The organism is Amycolatopsis sp. Poz14, assembly GCF_006704225.1.
Taxonomy (GTDB): domain Bacteria; phylum Actinomycetota; class Actinomycetes; order Mycobacteriales; family Pseudonocardiaceae; genus Amycolatopsis; species Amycolatopsis nivea.
In genome coordinates this window covers 5,459,307-5,475,706 of the sequence record NZ_JACLHD010000001.1, presented here as the reverse complement: position 1 = coordinate 5,475,706, position 16,400 = coordinate 5,459,307, and the positions used below count along the sequence as shown (strand labels likewise).

Sequence of the window (16,400 nt, the reverse complement as noted above, 5' to 3'; positions counted from 1 at the left end):
TGTTTCTAGCCAAGGAAAGAGCAGACGGAGGACACATGGGACCGCTCGACGGGGTGCGCGTAGTGGAGGTCGGGTCGATCGGGCCCGGCCCGTGGTGCGCGATGATGCTCAGCGACATGGGCGCGGAGGTGCTCCGGCTCGACCGGGCCGACCAGGTCGGCGGGCCCGCCGGACGCCCGATCGACTTCGTCAACCGCCGCGGCCGCCGGTCGGTCGGCGTCGACTTGAAGCATCCGGAAGGCGCGGAAGTCGTCCTGCGCCTTGCCGAAAAAGCCGACGCTCTCATCGAAGGCTTCCGGCCGGGCGTTGCCGAACGACTGGGCATCGGCCCGAAGGAATGCCTCGAGCGCAACCCTCGCCTGGTCTACGGCCGGATGACCGGCTGGGGCCAGGACGGACCTCTCGCGCAGGTGCCTGGGCACGACATCAACTATCTCGCGCTCACCGGCTTGCTGCACGCGATCGGACCGGCGGAACGCCCGATGCCGCCGCTCAACCTGGTCGGCGATTTCGGCGGCGGCGGGCTGTTGCTGGCCTTCGGCGTGGTGTGCGGTGTCCTGGAAGCGGCGCGCTCGGGACAAGGTCAGGTGTTCGACTCCGCCATGCTCGACGGAGCCGCACTGCTCGGTTCGATGGTCCACGGCCTGCGCCAGACCGGATCCTGGCATGACCGCCGCGAGTCCAACCGGCACGACGGCGGCGCACCGTTCTATGGTGCCTACGAGACGTCCGACGGACGCTGGGTCGCGATCGCGGCGAACGAACCGCGGTTCTACCGAGTCCTCGTCGAGGCCCTCGGCCTCGACCTGGCCGAACTGCCGCCGCAACTGGACCAGGAGAGCTGGCCCGCGGTCCGCGCCCAGTTCGCGGAGATCTTCCGCACCCGCACCCGCGAGGAGTGGGTGAAGCTGATGGCTCCGCTCGACACCTGCTTCTCCCCCGTGCTGACGCTGGACGAGGCCCGGGAGCACGAGCACAACGTCGCGCGCGAGGTCTTCGTGCCGCACGACGGCGTTCTGCAGGCCGCGCCCGCGCCGCGCTTCGAGCGGACGCCCGGCCGGATCCAGGGCCCGGCACCGCTGCCCGGCGAGCACACCTCGGCCGCGCTGGCCGATTGGGGCTTTGCCGACGACGAGATCGGTGCGTTGCTGAAGAACGGTGCGGTCAGCGAGTCGGCCGCGGAGTGACGAAACGGGGCGGTGACCGTCTGGTCACCGCCCCGCACGAGCTTCGAGTCTTCCCTTTGCGACCGGCATGCTGCGCAAGAACCACGACACCAGCGAGCACCGTCCCGCTTCGGTCTGGAACGGCGCAGGTCGCACCGTCACCGACTCCGCAAGCGGCACCCTCTCAGCCCGCTCAGGAACCGGCGACTTCGGCGCGGATCGCGTCAGTGTCCTGCCCCAGCGCGGGCACCCGTCCGCCGGGCACCTCCCAGCCCCGCGCCAGCCCCGGCGGCAGCAGCGCGGGCACCGGGCCCGCCGGAGTCCCCACCTCCTGCCACCGCTTTCGCTGCGCCAGCTGCGGATGCTCCGCCAGGTCCCGCACCGAGTTCAACCGGGCGTTTCCGATCCCGGCAGCATCGGCACGGTCCTGGATCTCCGCAAGATCCCGCTCCGCGCACCACGCCCCGACGATCGCGTCCACCTCGGCCCGCCGAGCCACCCGATTCGCGTTGCGCGCGTAGCGTTCGTCCTCGGCCAGTTCGGGACGGCCCAGCAGTTCCGCCAGCCGACGCCATTCGCGGTCGCTCGTCGTGCCCAGCACCGCTGTCTGCCCGTCCGCGGTCGGGTACGCGCCGTACGGAGCCACCATCGGCGACCCCATCCCCACCGGCACCGGCTCCTCGCCGCCGTGCAGCACCGTGTTCACCGCGAAACCCATCATCTCCGCGACCACGTCCAGCATCGCCACCGGAATCACCGCGCCCCGGCCCGTCCGCTCCCGGTCGTACAGCGCGGCCAGCACCGCCGAGTACGAGTACAGCGCCGTCCCGATGTCGGCCACCGGAATCCCCGGTTTCGCGGGCGCGCCCGGCGTGCCGGTGATCGAACACGACCCGCCTTCGGACTGGATCAGCAAGTCGTACGCGCGCTTGTGATCCAGCGGGCCGCCGGTGCCGTAGCCGGAGATGTCCACGACGATCAGCCGGGGATGCCGTTCCAGCAACTCGTCCGGCGCGAAGCCCAGCCGGCCCAGCGCGCCTGGGGCAAGGTTGCTCACGAACACGTCCGCCTTGGCCAGCAACCGCGCGAACACCTCGCGATCGCCGGTATCGGACAGATCCAGCGCCGCGGATTCCTTGCCGTGGTTGAGCCATACGAAATGCGCGGCCATCCCCCGCACGACGGTGTCGTAGTGCCGTGTCGAATCGCCGCCCGCGGGATTCTCCACTTTGATCACCCGCGCGCCCAGATCAGCCAGATGGCGCGTGCACAGCGGGGCCGAGATCGCCTGTTCGAGCGAAACCACGGTGATGCCCTGCAACGGAGCGTTCACGTTCTGCTTCCTCTCTGCCGCAAGCAGACTACGCTCCCAGTGCCGCACTTTTATATATTATGTTTAACACATCGGAGCGCGCCGGCTACCGGAATCCGGTCCGTGAGGGGAACTCTCACGGACGTCGAGTTCCCCTCACGGAGCGCCTTACTGCCGCAGCCGCGCGGTCGCCGCCGCGTCCACCGTCAGGCCTTCCGGATCCCAGTGCGGATCGCCCTTGACCACGACGCCGAAATCGCGTTCCGCCGCCGCCACCGTGACGTAGCCGTCCCGCACGTCGCGCTTGACCTGCTCCGGGTCCCGCGCGAACGGATCGCCCCAGCCGCCTCCGCCGTTGGTGAGATACCGCCACGTCGCGCCGGTTCCGGTGCTCCAGACCGGCGTCTTCCCGAAATAGAAGTACGTTCCGTCCGGATCAGGCGCTTGAGTCTTCGGGTCGAGCGTGCCCGCCACGGCGGTCGCGTCCGCGTACACCGACGAGCCGAGACCGACCAACGTATCCGGCTGGGCACCGTCCTTGCCGAAGATCCACACACCGCCCAGCGCCCCGTCCCGGCCGCCGTGCACCCCGACGCCGCTGGGCTTCCGGAACCGCAGCGGAACCGTCTGGTGGTCGGCCGCCTGCGTGTACAAGATGTCCTTCGCGATCGCCGCGCCGCCGCGGTGGGTTCCCGGCCCGGCGGTGTCCGTCACGAACTCGCGGCGCATGATCCGGAGCGGGAAGTCTGCCTCCAGCGATTCGGTGGAGGGCGACATCAGGTTGAAGATGTAGCTGCACGAACAGCCGTCGCCGTCGCCCTCCTTGGAACCGCCCCGCGGACCGTGCTCGCCGCCCGCCATCGCGGAGCAGAACCAGGGTGTGCCGTCCGGCCCGACGCCGTTGGCGTTGTGCACGTACGCCGCGCCGAAGTCGCCGCCGAGCGCGTCCTCGCCCAGCACCGGGCCGAACATCCGCAGCAAGATGGTCACGATCAGCGCCTGGACTTCGTAGTAGCAGAACACCGCGCCGTCCGGCGGGAGCGCGCTGGCGATCGAGCCGGGCGGGATGACGACGTCGAAGTCCCGGAAGGTCCCGGAGGTGAACTCGCTGGCCGGGGCGAGCAGCATCTTCAGCCCGACGCCGATCGCGGTCTTGGCATCCAGCGGGCCGGCGTTGATGCACGTGCGCGCCTGCCGCGACGACCCGCTGAAGTCGACCTCCAGCCGCGTCCCGCGCTTGCGCAGGCTTAACTGGACCGTGTACTCCTCGCTGTCGTCGACTCCGTCGGCGTCGAGCGAGCCGCTCCCCTCGTAATCCCCGTCAGGCAGTTCGGCGAGCGCGCGGCGCATGCTTTCCGCCGACGCGTCGCAGCTGTAGCGAAGGCTGCCGAGGTAGGCGTCCAGGCCGTAGCGGTCGATGGTCTCCTGGATCAGCTCTTCGCCGAGCGAGCAGCAGCCGTGGATCGTCTTGAAGTCCGGCAGCATCAGTTCGGCGCCGCGGACGTTGTCGAAGATCAGCGAGAACGTCTCGCGCACCGGTTCGCCGGCGTGGTACAGCAGCCGAGGGCTGATCACCAGGCCGTCCTCGTAGATGTTGTGCTTCGACGCGGAGAACCCGCCCGGCACCATGCCGCCGATGTCCAGCTGGTGCGCGCGCAACGCCATGAACCCGGCGATCCGGCCGTCGTGGAACACCGGGCGGATGAAGCAGACGTCGTTGTAGTGATTGCCGATCCGGTAGACGTCGTTGCACACCAGCAGATCGCCGGGCACCAAGCGGTCCGCTCCGTACTCTTCGACCGCGACGCGCACCGCGTCGGACATCGTGCCGAGGAACACCGAAAGCCCGTTGGTGACCGCGCTCATCGCGTAGTTCTGCTCCGGCGGCGCGCAGATGCAGGCGGCGAAGTCGTAGCACAGCGCGATAATCGGCGAAAACGCCCGGTGCAGCAGGCCGGTCACGACGTGCTGCACCGAGTAGCGCAGCCGGTTCGACAACACGGTCGCGGTGAACCGGTCGCAGTCGTAGCGGGCCAGGAACTGCTCGTCGGTCAAGTCCCGCAACAGGATTTCCGGGGAGGTCATGGTCAGTTCTCCTTCGCCGCGCGGGTGATGACGATCTCGCCGACCGAGCCGACCCGCGCGGTCTGCCCCGGGGCGACGAAGGTGGTCGACAGCGGTTCGCGGATGACCGCCGGACCGGTGATCACGTCGTCCAGCGCCAGGTCCGCGCGCTCGTACTCGGCGGCCTCGACGTCCTGCTCTTCCAGATAGCGCAGGGTGATCGAGCCGACCGGGCGGAGCACGTCGCCCGCGGCCCGGCGCGGCGGCGGCAGGTACTCGACCTTCGCGGTCGGCACGACCGCGGTCAGCCGGTAGGTGACGCCCTGCACCGGCATCCCCTCGAACCGGTTGCCCGAGCGCTGTTCGTAGCGGTCGTGGAAGGTCGCGATCATCTGCTCGATCGCTTCCGGCGTGATGCGTCCCGGAGGAACCTCGACGAACGGGGTTTCCCACACCTGGCCCATCAACTGGCCGTCGAACGACCGCACGAACTTCACCCGCTCCGCGTCGTCGCCGAGCGACTTCCGCATCGCGGTCTCCATTTCGGAGTACACGGAGTCGATCTCGTCGGCCGCGTCCGGCGTGAGAACGGTGTAGGAGGTCCGGCTGTCGGCGTGCACCTGGTCGGCGCTGACCAGCCCGAGCGCGGAGAACAGCCCCGGATGCGGCGGCACGATCACGCTCTTGAGGTGCATGACGTCCAGCAGCGCGGGCAGCATCATCGGCCCGGCGGCGCCGAACGCGACCATCGAGTAGTCGCGCGGGTCGACGCCGTTCTTCACCACGACGTCGTAGATGCCCTCGGCCACGTTGTTGAGCGCCATCTTGTAGGCGAAGCGCACCCGCTCGGCGAGGCTAGCCTGCGTGTCCAGTCGTTCGAAGGCGGCCTTGGCCAGCGCCGGGTCCAGTTTCGCCCGGCCCGCAGCGAACCGCTCCGCGTCGAGGATCCCGATCATCAGGAAGGTGTCGGTGGTGGTCGGCTCCGTGCCGCCGCGGCCGTAGCAGGCCGGGCCCGGGTCCGCGCCGGCGCTTTCCGGCCCGACCTTCAGCTCCCCCGCCGGGTTGATACTGATGATGCTGCCGCCGCCCGCGCCGACGCTGATGATCTCGTTGGAGAGCGTGTTCACCAGCAGATCGTGTTCCAGCTCGAAGGTCGTGTTGACGAACGGATTGCCCGCGGTCACCACGCTGATATCACTGGACGTGCCGCCGATGTCGGTGCACAGCAGGTTCGGCTCGTCGATCATCGCGCCGAGGTGCGCGCACGCGACCGTGCCCGCCGCCGGACCGGAGAACACGATGCGCGACGGGCGTTCCATCGCGACCTCGACCGGAGCGAGCATCGCCGCGCAGTCTGCGAAGTTCAGATCGCCGCCGAAACCCAGGTCGGCGAGCCCGGACTCCAGCTTGCGCGCATACGGGCCGTAGATGTTCTTCATCAGCACGTCGACGACCGTCGTGGAAGCCCGCGGGTATTCGCGAGCCAGCGGCGAAACCTCGCTGGAGATCGAACAGGCCACCTCTCCGATCTCCTCGCGCACCAGTTCGCGCAGCCGCTGCTCGTGCCGTCCGTCCACATAGGAATTGAGCAGGCAGATCGCGACGCCCTCGACCCCGCAGCGCGCGAGCACCCGCAGTTCGGCGCGGGCCTGGTCCTCGTCGAGCGGGATGACCACCGAGCCGTCCGCGCCGAGCCGTTCGAGGATGCCGCGGCGCAGATACCGCGGCACGACCGGCGCGGTCACGTCGCCGAAACTGCGCCGCCACCGCGGGTCGGTGTTGGCTTCCGGCGGCCGCTGCGCCCGAGCCATGTCGAGGATGTCCCGGTGGCCCTCGGTGGTCAGGAACGCGATCTTCGGGATCCGCCGGGTGATGATGGCGTTGAGCCCGTGCGTGCTCGCGTGGTTGAACACCGCCGCCGACCCGATCGCCACCTCGGCCGCGCCTTCGAGCACGCCCTGGTAGCTCTCGGCGACGTTGGTGGCCACCTTGACGGTTTCGATCCGGCCGTCCTCGATCGAGACGATGTCGGTGAACGTCCCGCCGACGTCGACGCCGATCATGCCCTTGCGTCCGCTCATCGCCGCCTCCTCAGATCCGGTCCGACAGCAGTTCGATCGGCCCGAGCTTCGGGCCGCGGTCGCGCCGCGCGCTGGCGAGGCATTCGGCGCACTTCACGACGTCGAACCAGCCGCCCTCAGACAGCACCGGATAGGCGTGCAGGGCGGACGCCCCGCACTGCGGGCACTCGCCCGCGACCGGCTCGCGGTGCACCGCGAGCGTCGGTTCGCTCGGACGGGGATGCGCGATCGTCATCAGTTCTCTCCTCTTGACCCTGTGTCGCGACGCTGCGGCGGGGACGGAGCACGCTCGCCAGCTCTCACTGTGTGTCGAATATCTTCGCCAGGATCGACTTGGAAAACATCACTGCACCTGCGGTGATGCGCCAGCCGTGGGATCCTGGGAACAACCAGTTTCTAACTGGACTCAGAAAATATAATACTGGTCACACGCGTTCGCAACCTCCGCTCCGCGCGGCCGGTCGGCGACCGCGACCGCTACGGTGGACGACATGGGCAGGAGCGAGCCGACATGACCGAGCTGGGCGCTACCGGGCGGACGCGGGCGCCGCGTTCGCTGGCGAAGTCCGCGGCGACCCGCAGGCGGGTGGTGGAGGCCGCGGCGCGGGTGCTGATGAACCGCGGCTACGCCGGCACCCGGCTCTCGGACATCGCCGAGGAAGCCGAACTGCAGGCAGGCAGCCTGTACTACTACTTCGACTCCAAGGAACAGCTCGTCGAAGAGGTGCTGCGCTACGGCGTTCAGTTCACCCAGGCGCACGTCCGCGCCACGCTCGACCAGCTGCCCGAGGACGCAGGGGCCGGGGACCGGCTCGACGCGGCCGTCACCGGCTTTCTCGAAGCGATCCTCGACCTCGGCGAGCTGTCCCCCGCTCACGTGCACAGCTTCCGCCAGATCCCGCCCGACATGCAGGAACGGCTGCACCCGGTCCGCCGGTCGTTCGGGCGGCTGTGGAAGGAACTCGTCGAAGCAGCGGTCGAGTCCGGCGACGTCCGCGACGACATCGACCCGCACCTGCTGCAGCAGCACATCATCAACACGCTCGAACTCGCGCCGCGGCTGACGGTGCGCAAACAGCGCTCCGCCCGCGAACTCGCGGACATCATGCGCGCGCTGATCTTCTCCGGCGTGCGGCCGCCCGCCTGACCCGCCTCGTGAGCGGGGCTGTGCCGGTTCTCATCGGCACAGCCCCGCTCACGAGCGCCCTAGCCGCCCTTCGCCGTGCGCAGCGTCCGGACGTCCGCCGCCGCGTCCGGGCCGAGGAGTTCCTGCGCGATCGGCACCAGCTTGAACTTCTGCACCTTCCCGGTCGTGGTCTGCGGCACTTTCGCCGCGTCCACCACGAAGATGTGCCGCGGCACTTTGAACCGGGCCAGCCCGGACCGGCAGGCGGTGTTCAGCTCGGCGGGGTCGAGCGCCTGTCCGGGTTCGGCGACCACGAAGGCGCAGCCGATCTCGCCCCACTGGTCGTTGGGCACGCCGACGACATAGGCCTGGCTGACGCCCGGCAGCCCGGTCAGGAAGTCCTCGACTTCCCTCGGCATCACCAGTTCCCCGCCGCTCTTGTACAGCTCCTTCGAGCGGCCGGTCACGATCAGCGAACCGTCCGGCAGGACCCGGCCGATGTCGCCGGAATGCATCCAGCCGTCCTTCAGCACCTCGGCGGTGTCCTCGGGCCGGTTCCAGTAGCCCAGCATCGTCGACGGCCCGCGCGAAACGAACTCGCCTTCTTCGCCCTCGGGCAGGGTTTCGCCGGTCACCGAGTCGAGCACGCGGTACTCCGCGAGCGCCCCGCCCAGTTCCGGAATCCCCGCCGCGCCACTGGGTTTCGGCCGTCCGACGGTGGACGTGGTCACCTCGATCGGATCCTCCGGCAAGGTCATCGCCGTCGCGCCGATCTCGGTCATGCCGTACGCGGTCACTAGTTCGGTGATGCCCAGGTCGTGCCGGATGCGGTCCCACAGCCACGGCGGCGCGACCGCGGACCCGGACAGCATGCTGCGGAGCGAAGACAGGTCGTACCGCTCCCGCTCGGGATGTTCGACGAGCGCGATGCTCATCGTCGGCACGCCCAGCACGTCGACCACCTGATGCTGTTCGATCGCGCGGAAGTAGTGCACCGGCTCGAATTTCGGCTGCGGGAGCATCGCCCCGCCGACGAACAACGACGCTTGCACCGCGTGTTCGTAGGCGAACAAGTGGTAGCAAGGCAGCGCGAAGACCACCCGGTTGCCGTCGTGCAGCGCGCGGCAGTAGGCGGAGCCGTAGGACGTCCGCTGGAGTGCGTCGTGGGTCAGCAGCACGCCTTTCGGCTGCCCGGTCGTGCCCGACGTGTAGAGAATGTCCGAGGGATCGTCGGGACTGCGCAGGCCGCCCCGCGCCGCACCCGCGCTCTCCCGCCCGATCTGCTCCAGTTCCGGCAGGTCGACGACGCCCTCACGGCCTTCGGCCTTGCCGTCCGGGGCGAACGTGATGACCCGCTCGAGTTCGCCGAGCGAGGTGTGCCCGCGTTCCCAGCCGGGAGCGAGTTCGTCGAGCATCGCCAGGTAGTCCATGTCCCGGAACGAGGTCATGGTGATCAGCACCCGGCAGCTGGACTGGGCGAGCACGTACCCGAGTTCCTGTGTGCGGTACAGGTAATTCAGCGGCACGGCCACCGCACCTGCCCGCGCGATCGCGATCTTCACCGGCGCGTACTCGGGATAGTTCGCCATGATGACGCCGACGTGGTCGCCGGGCCGCACGCCCAGCGACACCAGGCCGTCGGCGTACCGGTGCGCGCGCTCGCGGACGTCTGCGTAGCTGAAGATCCGGTCGCCGGCGATCACATACGGACGTGCGGCGAAGCGATCCGCCGCGTGCTCGAACTGCTCGTCGAGCGTCCGGGGCCGCCACGGCGCGAATTCACGCTCGAGCGCCGCTCTGCGCTCGGCGATCGAAGGCCGGTCTGCCATCACGCACCACCCGTCGCCCCGACCTTACGCCGCACCTGCGACTTCTCCCCCGTGCTGCCGCGGTTCACGCCGACGAGTCCGCGTGCGGCGGGGTTGTTGTTGACCAGGTCGCCCAATTGCGGTCCCGCCGCGATCATCCCGCCGTCAACCTTCACCACCTCGCCGGTGATGAACGCCGCCTCGTCGCTGGCCAGGAACGACACCACCGCCGCGACGTACTCGGGCCGTCCCGGGTACGGCAGCGGCTGGATCCCGCCGATCACCGGGGCCAATTCCTCGTCGCCGATGCCGATCAGCGGGGTCGTGATGATCCCCGGCGACACCGCGTTGACGCGGATGCGGTCCTTGGCGAACTCCAGCGAAGCCATCCGGGTGAGGTGCTCCACGCCTGCCTTGGCCACCGAGTACGGCTGCACGCCGATGCCCGCGGCCGCCGCGCCGATCGAGCCGAAGTTCACGATCGCGCCGCCGTCGCCCTGCTTCTGCATCACCCGTGCCGCGTGCTTGATGCCGAGGAACACGCTGCGCAGCACGACGTCGAACGTGTAGTCCCAGTCGTCGGCCTCGATCTCGGTCAGCGGCCCGAACGCGCCGCCGACGCCGGCCGCGTTCACGAGCACGTCCAGCCGCCCGAAGGTGTCCACCGTGGACTTCACAGCGGCTTCGAAAGCCGCCTCGTCGCTGACGTCGGTGCGCACGAAGGCGACCCGGTCGCCCACACCCTGTTCCCGGAACTCCGCCAGTGTCTTCTCCGCCGCTTCCTGGTTCAGATCCGCGATCACCACGCCGAACCCGCGCTCCAGGAACCGGGCGACCGACGCGCGACCCATTCCGCTCGCTCCGCCGGTCACCAACGCTGCTTTGTCGACCATGTCGTCCCTTTCCTCCTCGTCGAAGAGCTGTCAGCCGACCAGCAATTGCTTGGTCTCGCTGAATTCGCGGATGCCTTCCGGCCCGCATTCCCTGCCCCAGCCGGAGCGCTTCACCCCGCCGAACGGCGCGGCCATGGTGGGTCCGAACGTGTTGAGCGCGACCGAACCGGCGCGGATCCGCCGCGCCACCGCCAGTCCGCGCTGCCGGTCGGCGGTGAAGACGCTCGCCGCCAGGCCGTACTCAGTGCCGTTCGCGATCCGCACCGCGTCGTCTACATCGGAGTACGGCAGCACCACCGTGACCGGGCCGAAGACTTCCTGCTGCGCCACCGGATCGTCTTCGGCGACCCCGGTCAACAGGGTCGGCTCATAGAACCAGCCCGCCGCGAATCCTTCCGGACGCCGCCCGCCGGTCTCGACCCTCGCCCCGCGCTCCACCGCCTCGTCGACGAACCGCCGCGTGCGGTCGTAGGCCGCCCGGTTCGCCAGCGGCCCGTGCTCGGTCTCTTTCGAGCGGGGATCGCCGATGCGCAGCTTCCGGTAGGCCGCCGCCAGCACGGCCGTGATTTCGTCGTGGCGGCCCCGCGGCACCAGGATCCGGGACAACGTCGCGCACACCTGGCCCGACCCGCTCATCGCGCCTGCCACGAGCGCCCGCAGGCAGGTGTCCAGGTCGACGTCGTCCAGCAGCACCGCGGGCGATTTCCCGCCCAGTTCGAACACTGTGCGCGGCAACCGGTCCGCCGACTCCCGCAGGATGTCCGCCGCCGCTCGCGGACCGCCGGTGAACGAGATCATCTCGATTCCGGGCGCGGCGACCAGGTGCCGCGACACCTCGAGCCCGGCAGGCAGCACGCTGAGCACTCCCGGCGGGAACCCGGCGGCGACCGCGCATTCGGACACCACTCGCATGGTCAGCGCGGATTCCGGTGCGGCCTTCACGATCACCGGAGCGCCCGCGAGCAACGCGGGCACCACCTTCGACCCGATCGTCGGCAACGGGCCGTTGTACGGCATGATCGCGAGCACCGGCCCCACCGGCTCGCGTTCGATCCGCACCTCTCCGACCGGCGTCGCTCGCACCTCCGGCGCCAATGCCTCCTCCACCGAAGCGAGCGCGGTCTGCCACGCCGTCTTCGCGGCGAACCGGTGCAGCGTGCGGCCCCATCGCACGGGAATGCCCGCTTCGACCGCCCACAGCTCGCCGATCTCCTCGAGCCGGGCTTCCAGCAGCGTGCAGAACTTGCCGACGACCTCCGACCGCTGCGCGACCGTCCACCGCGGCCACGGGCCGGCGAAGGCGTCTGTCGCCGCCGCGACGGCCGCGTCCGCGTCCTCCGTCGTCGGTGCCGCCAGTTCGGCCACCGCTTCCTCGGTGGCCGGGGACACCAGCGCGATCGACGCGGCGGTCCGCTGCCATTCGCCGCCGACCAGCAGCTCGTCCGGCCGGGGAACCCACAGGTCGCCGGCGACGGCGAGCTTCCGGGATTTTGATTCTGTCTCAGATTTTGTCACGGCGCTCTCCAGAGTCTATTGCGGTGGGCGCTCGGGTTGGCTTCGACTATAACCTAATCTCTGTCAGATTTTAATGGCAGTGGGCGGAACACTTGGCCCGGAGCACGACGAAGGGGACGTCTTCCGGGCACCTCGATGCCGGGAGACGTCCCCTTCGGGACAGTGTTTCGCGCCGGTCAGCCCACGACGAGCTTGCCCGCGCCTTGCAGCGCTTCGACGGTCTCTTCCGCGAGCCGGTGCAGAATGTCGGCCGCGCCGGGCACGTCGTTGATCATTCCCGCGCCCGCGCCGGACGGCAGGCTCATGTGCGTCTTCAGGTTGGCCTTCATCGCCGCGTACTTGAACGGCATGGTCAGCACGCGCTGCACCGGGTACGGCGACAGTTCGTCCTCGTGGCCTTCCCAGACCTCGGTGAACCGGTTGCGCAGCATCCGCACGTGCAAGCCGTCGAATAGGAGCGAGCGCAGCGTCGAGTCGTACTCAGACTCCACTACCGCCTGCTTGAACACGTCCTCCGAACCGGATTCCTTGCTCGCCAGGAACCGCGTGCCGACCCAGGCACCCTGTGCGCCCATCGTCAGGCACGCCGCGATCTGCGCGCCCTTCACGAGTCCGCCCGCGGCCACGACCGGCACCGTCGCGAACTCCAGCACCTCGGCCAGCAGCGTGATCAGCCCGACCTCGCCGGTGTGCCCGCCGCCCTCGGTGCCCTGCACGATCACGATGTCGGTGCCGTTGCGGATGGCGCTGCGGGCGTGCTTGGCAAGCCCGACGATGCTCATCACCTTCGCGCCCTTGGCATGGCAGGCCTCCACGACCCAGGCCGGTGTGCCGAGCGCGCAGGCGATCACCTCGACACCGTGGTCGAGCGCGATCTCGAGCTTCTTCTTGTTGTCCGCCAGGCTGATCGCCTGGTCAGTGGTCGGCTTGACCTCGATGCCGTGCTCGTCAAGCTCGGACTTGAGCTGTTTGAGCGGACCCGGCAGCTCGGGAACCTCCACATCGGACAATCCCTTCGGCGCGTTCGCCGGGAAGCCGAGGTCCACGCACAGCGGTTTGTCGCTGAGCTTGCGGAACAGCTTGATCTCCTCGTCGACCTCCTCCGGCGTGATGTCGATGCCGCCGATCGAGCCGAGCCCGCCCGCGTTCGACACCGCGGCGGCGATCCGGCCGTACGCGACATTGCCCATGCCCGCCTGCATGATCGGCACCTCGATGCCCAGCAGATCGCAGAGCGGGGTCCGGAGTTGAGACGTCACAGCAGTACTCCCTTTCGGTGAACGGTCAGACGCCGATGGCGTCGGCGAGCGCGAGAACGCCCTCGGCGGTTTTCACGTGTGCGATGTCGATGTGCTGGCCCTCGAAGTCGACCGCCGCGCTGCCCTTGGCCTCCGCGGCCCGGAACGCCTCGATCATGCGCCGGTAGTGGTCGACGGTCTTCGGATCCGGCGTGAAGATCTCGTTCGACGCGGCCACGTGCGACGGGTGGATGCAGACCATCCCGCGGTAGCCCAGCTTGCGAGAGTCCTCGGCGAACCGCCGGAACCCGTCGAGATTCTTGATGTCCTGCCACACACCGGTCATGGGATGGTGCAGCCCGGCCGCCCTCGCGGCGAGCACGATCCGGCTGCGCGTGTAGAGCGTTTCCAGCCCCTCCGCGGTGAACTCGAAACCCAGCTCGCGCCCGACGTCGGCATTCGGCCCGGTCGCGCCGAGCAGGCTCGCCACCCGCGGAGTCGCCTGGGCGATCTCCTCGCAGTGTGCGATCGACACCGCGGTTTCGAAGGTGATGAACAAGCCCACCGAGCCGGCGTCGATCCCCTCCCTCTGCTCCAGGTGCGAGACCACCGCGTCGATCCGGACGACGTCCTCCGCGGTGAACACCTTGGGCAGGAACAATCCCGCCAGCCCCGGAACCAGGACCGCTTCCGCGTCCGCCCCGAACAGTCCGGTGTCCAGCGGGTTCGGCCGGACCCACACGTCGGCGCGCACGCCCTGCTCGCGCAGCCTGCCGATCGTCTCGCGGACCGTTCCGCGCGCGGCGGCCTTGTCCGCCACCGGCACCGAATCCTCGAGGTCCAGGATCACCGCGTCCGCACCGGACGCGACCGCCTTGTCCGCCCAGGAGGCTTTGTGGCCGGGGACGAAGAGCATCGATCGATACGGCTTCACGGCGCCTCTCCTTCGTTTTCTGCTTCGCAGTAGAATATATAATGTTTCATGTGCTGTCCAGAGAAACCCGGGACCGGCGCCCGGCCCCGGGTGCTCAGAACCGCGGCTTGCGCCGTTCGCGGTGCGAGGCGAGGCCTTCGCGGACTTCCGGGCCGCCGAACCCGTAGAACTCCAGCGCCAGCGAGGCGTCGAAGATCGAGCCGGCGACCTGGCGGTACCAGTTGTTGAGCGACTGCTTCGTCCACCGGATCGCGGTCGGCGCACCCTCGGCGAGATCGCGAGCCACCTCGCGCGCGGTCGGCAGCAGCTCGGTCTCCTCGTCCACGCACAGCGAGACGAGCCCGATCCGTTCGGCCTCGGCGCCGTCGAGCGGGCGGCAGGTCATGAGGTAGTACTTCGCCTTCGCCATCCCGCACAGCAGCGGCCAGCAGATCGCCGCGTGGTCTCCCGCCGCGACGCCGAGGCGGGTGTGGCCGTCGATGATCTTCGCCGACTTCGCCACCACCGACACGTCCGCGAGCATCCCGGCCACCAGCCCGGCGCCGACCGCCGGCCCGTGGATCGCGGACACGATCGGTTTCGTGCAGTCGAGCACGTTGTAGACCAGGTCCCGCGCCTCGCGCATGACCTTGGAGCGGAGGTCGAAGTCCTCGGCCATCTTCTCGATCATCTCGAACGCACCGCCCGCGGAGAACGCCTTGCCCTCGCCGCGGATCAGCACCGCCTTCACCGCCGGGTCCGCGTCGAACTCCCGCCAGACCTCCGCGAGGTCGGCGTGCGCTCCCTCGCTCACCGCGTTGAGGTTCGGCGCGTCGAGCACCAGTTCCGCGACGCCGGACTCGTCCGGCCCGTCGACCCGCAGATGAGCGAACCGCGCGTAACGACTCATGGGCAACCCTTCCTCGGTTTCTTCTCCCGCATCCGGATACAGAAAACACTTTATATGATGTTCTGGCAACGTGAGCGTGGTCGCCCGGCGAAGCGATTCGTCAGTGCCGGGGCCCAGCCACCACACCTCGGTCGTGCAGGCCGCCGATCTCCGCCGCGGCGAACCCGAGCCGCTCCGCCAGAATCTCGTCCGTTTCCCGGCCCAGCTCCGGTGCCTCGCCCGCCTCCCCGTGCGCACCGTTCCACCGCAACGGCGACCGCGCGGTGATCGCCGCCTCCCCGCCGGGCAGCTCGAGATCGGCCAGCACCGCATGAGCACCGGCGCGGTGTGCGGCCACCACGTCGCCCATCCCCTGGTAGCGGCCCCACAGGACGCGAGCCGCGTCGAGTTCGCGGTGCACCTGCGCCAGCTCCCGCGCGGCGAACCACGGACGGAGGATCGCGGCGATCGTTTCCCGGAGTCGGTAGCGGTCGGCCTCGTCGGCCAGGTCCGCCCCCATCGCCTTCTCCAGCGCCGCGAACACTTCGCCGGTGCCGGTGACCTTGCACAGCGCGGCCCATTGCCCTTCGGTCAGCGCCACTACCATCACGCGGTGCCCGTCTGAGCATTCGAAGTCGACTCCGAAGCTGCCGTAGACATGGTTGCCGTGCCTCGGGCGCTCGCGGCCCCGCTCGGCGACCTCGGACAGCCAGCCGAGGTTCGCCACGCCCGCCAGCGCGACGTCGGCGAGCGCCAGTTCGACGTATGCGCCCCGGCCGGTCCGGGCCCGGTCGTGCAGCGCCGCGAGCACCGCGGTCGACACGGTGAGCCCGGTGACGAGGTCCCACGCGGGAAGGACGTGGTTCACCGGCGCGCCGCCGGTTTCCGGCCCGGTGATACCGGGGATGCCGACCTCCGCGTTCACGGTGTAGTCCACCGCCGGGCGGCCATCGGGATAGCCCTGCACCCGCACGTGCACCAGGTCCGGCCTGCGCGCGGCGAGCGCTTCGTTGGCCATCCACCGGCGGCCGACCACGTTGTCCACGAGCACGCCGCGGTCGTCCCCCGGCGAGGCGATCAACGCGGCGACGAGCTCTCGGCCCTCGTCCGAGCGCAGGTCGACCGCAATCGAGCGCTTGCCCTTGTTGAGCGACGCCCAGTAGTACGAGTCCGCGTCCGCCGGCCCCGCGCCGCCTCCGGCGACCGGCCAGCGGTGGTGGTCGCTGCCGCCGCCGACCGGATCGACGCGGATGACGTCCGCGCCGAGCTGGGCCAGCGTCATCCCGCCGGTCGGGCCTGCCACGAAGCTCGCGCATTCGACGATCTGCAGCCCGGCGAGCGGTTTCCCGGTGCGGTCCGCCATGTCCTCCACCCTTCCACGATGCATTATCCAGA

At 69.5% G+C, this 16,400-nt stretch carries 13 protein-coding genes; 2 read left to right on the top strand and 11 right to left on the bottom strand.

Annotation, left to right across the window (positions count from 1 at the left end):
• The first annotated feature begins 35 nt into the window (after window positions 1–35).
• Window positions 36–1,187 carry a CaiB/BaiF CoA-transferase family protein gene (locus FKO37_RS25975; protein ID WP_238606092.1) on the top strand — a complete coding sequence of 384 codons (1,152 nt, stop codon included), beginning with the start codon at window positions 36–38 and terminating at the stop codon, window positions 1,185–1,187.
• A 172-nt stretch (window positions 1,188–1,359) separates the two neighbouring features.
• Here the strand turns inward: FKO37_RS25975 and FKO37_RS25970 are convergent, their stop codons facing one another.
• The 4 genes from FKO37_RS25970 to FKO37_RS25955 form a co-directional block, all read right to left on the bottom strand.
• Window positions 1,360–2,499 carry a CaiB/BaiF CoA-transferase family protein gene (locus FKO37_RS25970; RefSeq protein WP_238606091.1) on the bottom strand — a complete coding sequence of 380 codons (1,140 nt, stop codon included), beginning with the start codon at window positions 2,497–2,499 and terminating at the stop codon, window positions 1,360–1,362.
• Window positions 2,500–2,646: 147 nt separating this feature from the next.
• Window positions 2,647–4,563: a hydantoinase B/oxoprolinase family protein gene (locus tag FKO37_RS25965; RefSeq protein ID WP_238606090.1), complete on the bottom strand. Its 1,917-nt coding sequence runs from the start codon at window positions 4,561–4,563 to the stop codon at window positions 2,647–2,649.
• A gap of 2 nt (window positions 4,564–4,565) precedes the next feature.
• Window positions 4,566–6,623 carry a hydantoinase/oxoprolinase family protein gene (locus FKO37_RS25960; RefSeq protein WP_238606089.1) on the bottom strand — a complete coding sequence of 686 codons (2,058 nt, stop codon included), beginning with the start codon at window positions 6,621–6,623 and terminating at the stop codon, window positions 4,566–4,568.
• 10 nt (window positions 6,624–6,633) lie between these two features.
• Window positions 6,634–6,858 carry a hypothetical protein gene (locus tag FKO37_RS25955; protein ID WP_238606088.1) on the bottom strand — a complete coding sequence of 75 codons (225 nt, stop codon included), beginning with the start codon at window positions 6,856–6,858 and terminating at the stop codon, window positions 6,634–6,636.
• 276 nt (window positions 6,859–7,134) lie between these two features.
• Here FKO37_RS25955 and FKO37_RS25950 point away from each other — a divergent pair, with 276 nt between their 5' ends.
• The gene (locus FKO37_RS25950) at window positions 7,135–7,770 is read left to right on the top strand and encodes a TetR/AcrR family transcriptional regulator (protein WP_238606087.1); all 636 of its coding nucleotides are present in this window, start codon (window positions 7,135–7,137) and stop codon (window positions 7,768–7,770) included.
• Window positions 7,771–7,829: 59 nt separating this feature from the next.
• On the opposite strand, the gene FKO37_RS25945 is transcribed toward FKO37_RS25950, so the two are convergent.
• From FKO37_RS25945 to FKO37_RS25915, 7 genes are all read right to left on the bottom strand, one after another.
• Complete coding sequence (locus FKO37_RS25945; protein ID WP_238606086.1) at window positions 7,830–9,578, bottom strand: class I adenylate-forming enzyme family protein; 1,749 nt, start codon at window positions 9,576–9,578, stop codon at window positions 7,830–7,832.
• Window positions 9,578–10,450, bottom strand: a complete 873-nt coding sequence (locus FKO37_RS25940) for an SDR family NAD(P)-dependent oxidoreductase (protein ID WP_238606085.1) — start codon at window positions 10,448–10,450, stop codon at window positions 9,578–9,580. The genes FKO37_RS25945 and FKO37_RS25940 overlap by 1 nt, the downstream gene beginning before the upstream one ends.
• A 30-nt stretch (window positions 10,451–10,480) precedes the next feature.
• Window positions 10,481–11,965 carry an aldehyde dehydrogenase family protein gene (locus tag FKO37_RS25935; RefSeq protein WP_238606084.1) on the bottom strand — a complete coding sequence of 495 codons (1,485 nt, stop codon included), beginning with the start codon at window positions 11,963–11,965 and terminating at the stop codon, window positions 10,481–10,483.
• 176 nt (window positions 11,966–12,141) lie between these two features.
• Window positions 12,142–13,224, bottom strand: a complete 1,083-nt coding sequence (locus FKO37_RS25930) for a nitronate monooxygenase family protein (RefSeq protein WP_238606083.1) — start codon at window positions 13,222–13,224, stop codon at window positions 12,142–12,144.
• Between the two features lie 25 nt (window positions 13,225–13,249).
• Window positions 13,250–14,137 carry a CoA ester lyase gene (locus FKO37_RS25925; RefSeq protein ID WP_238606082.1) on the bottom strand — a complete coding sequence of 296 codons (888 nt, stop codon included), beginning with the start codon at window positions 14,135–14,137 and terminating at the stop codon, window positions 13,250–13,252.
• Window positions 14,138–14,231: 94 nt separating this feature from the next.
• Window positions 14,232–15,026 carry an enoyl-CoA hydratase/isomerase family protein gene (locus tag FKO37_RS25920; RefSeq protein ID WP_238606081.1) on the bottom strand — a complete coding sequence of 265 codons (795 nt, stop codon included), beginning with the start codon at window positions 15,024–15,026 and terminating at the stop codon, window positions 14,232–14,234.
• A gap of 100 nt (window positions 15,027–15,126) precedes the next feature.
• Window positions 15,127–16,368 (bottom strand): CoA transferase, encoded by a 1,242-nt coding sequence (locus FKO37_RS25915; protein ID WP_238606080.1) that lies wholly within the window; start codon window positions 16,366–16,368, stop codon window positions 15,127–15,129.
• Between the last annotated feature and the right edge of the window lie 32 nt (window positions 16,369–16,400).

What these genes read in the sequence shown, in the direction of transcription:
- FKO37_RS25975 (WP_238606092.1), top strand. Translation starts at nt 36, where the DNA reads ATGGGACCGCTCGACGGGGTGCGCGTAGTGGAGGTCGGGTCGATCGGG.
- FKO37_RS25965 (WP_238606090.1), bottom strand. Translation starts at nt 4,563, where the DNA reads ATGACCTCCCCGGAAATCCTGTTGCGGGACTTGACCGACGAGCAGTTC.
- FKO37_RS25960 (WP_238606089.1), bottom strand. Translation starts at nt 6,623, where the DNA reads ATGAGCGGACGCAAGGGCATGATCGGCGTCGACGTCGGCGGGACGTTC.
- FKO37_RS25955 (WP_238606088.1), bottom strand. Translation starts at nt 6,858, where the DNA reads ATGACGATCGCGCATCCCCGTCCGAGCGAACCGACGCTCGCGGTGCAC.
- FKO37_RS25950 (WP_238606087.1), top strand. Translation starts at nt 7,135, where the DNA reads ATGACCGAGCTGGGCGCTACCGGGCGGACGCGGGCGCCGCGTTCGCTG.
- FKO37_RS25945 (WP_238606086.1), bottom strand. Translation starts at nt 9,578, where the DNA reads ATGGCAGACCGGCCTTCGATCGCCGAGCGCAGAGCGGCGCTCGAGCGT.
- FKO37_RS25940 (WP_238606085.1), bottom strand. Translation starts at nt 10,450, where the DNA reads ATGGTCGACAAAGCAGCGTTGGTGACCGGCGGAGCGAGCGGAATGGGT.
- FKO37_RS25920 (WP_238606081.1), bottom strand. Translation starts at nt 15,026, where the DNA reads ATGAGTCGTTACGCGCGGTTCGCTCATCTGCGGGTCGACGGGCCGGAC.
- FKO37_RS25915 (WP_238606080.1), bottom strand. Translation starts at nt 16,368, where the DNA reads ATGGCGGACCGCACCGGGAAACCGCTCGCCGGGCTGCAGATCGTCGAA.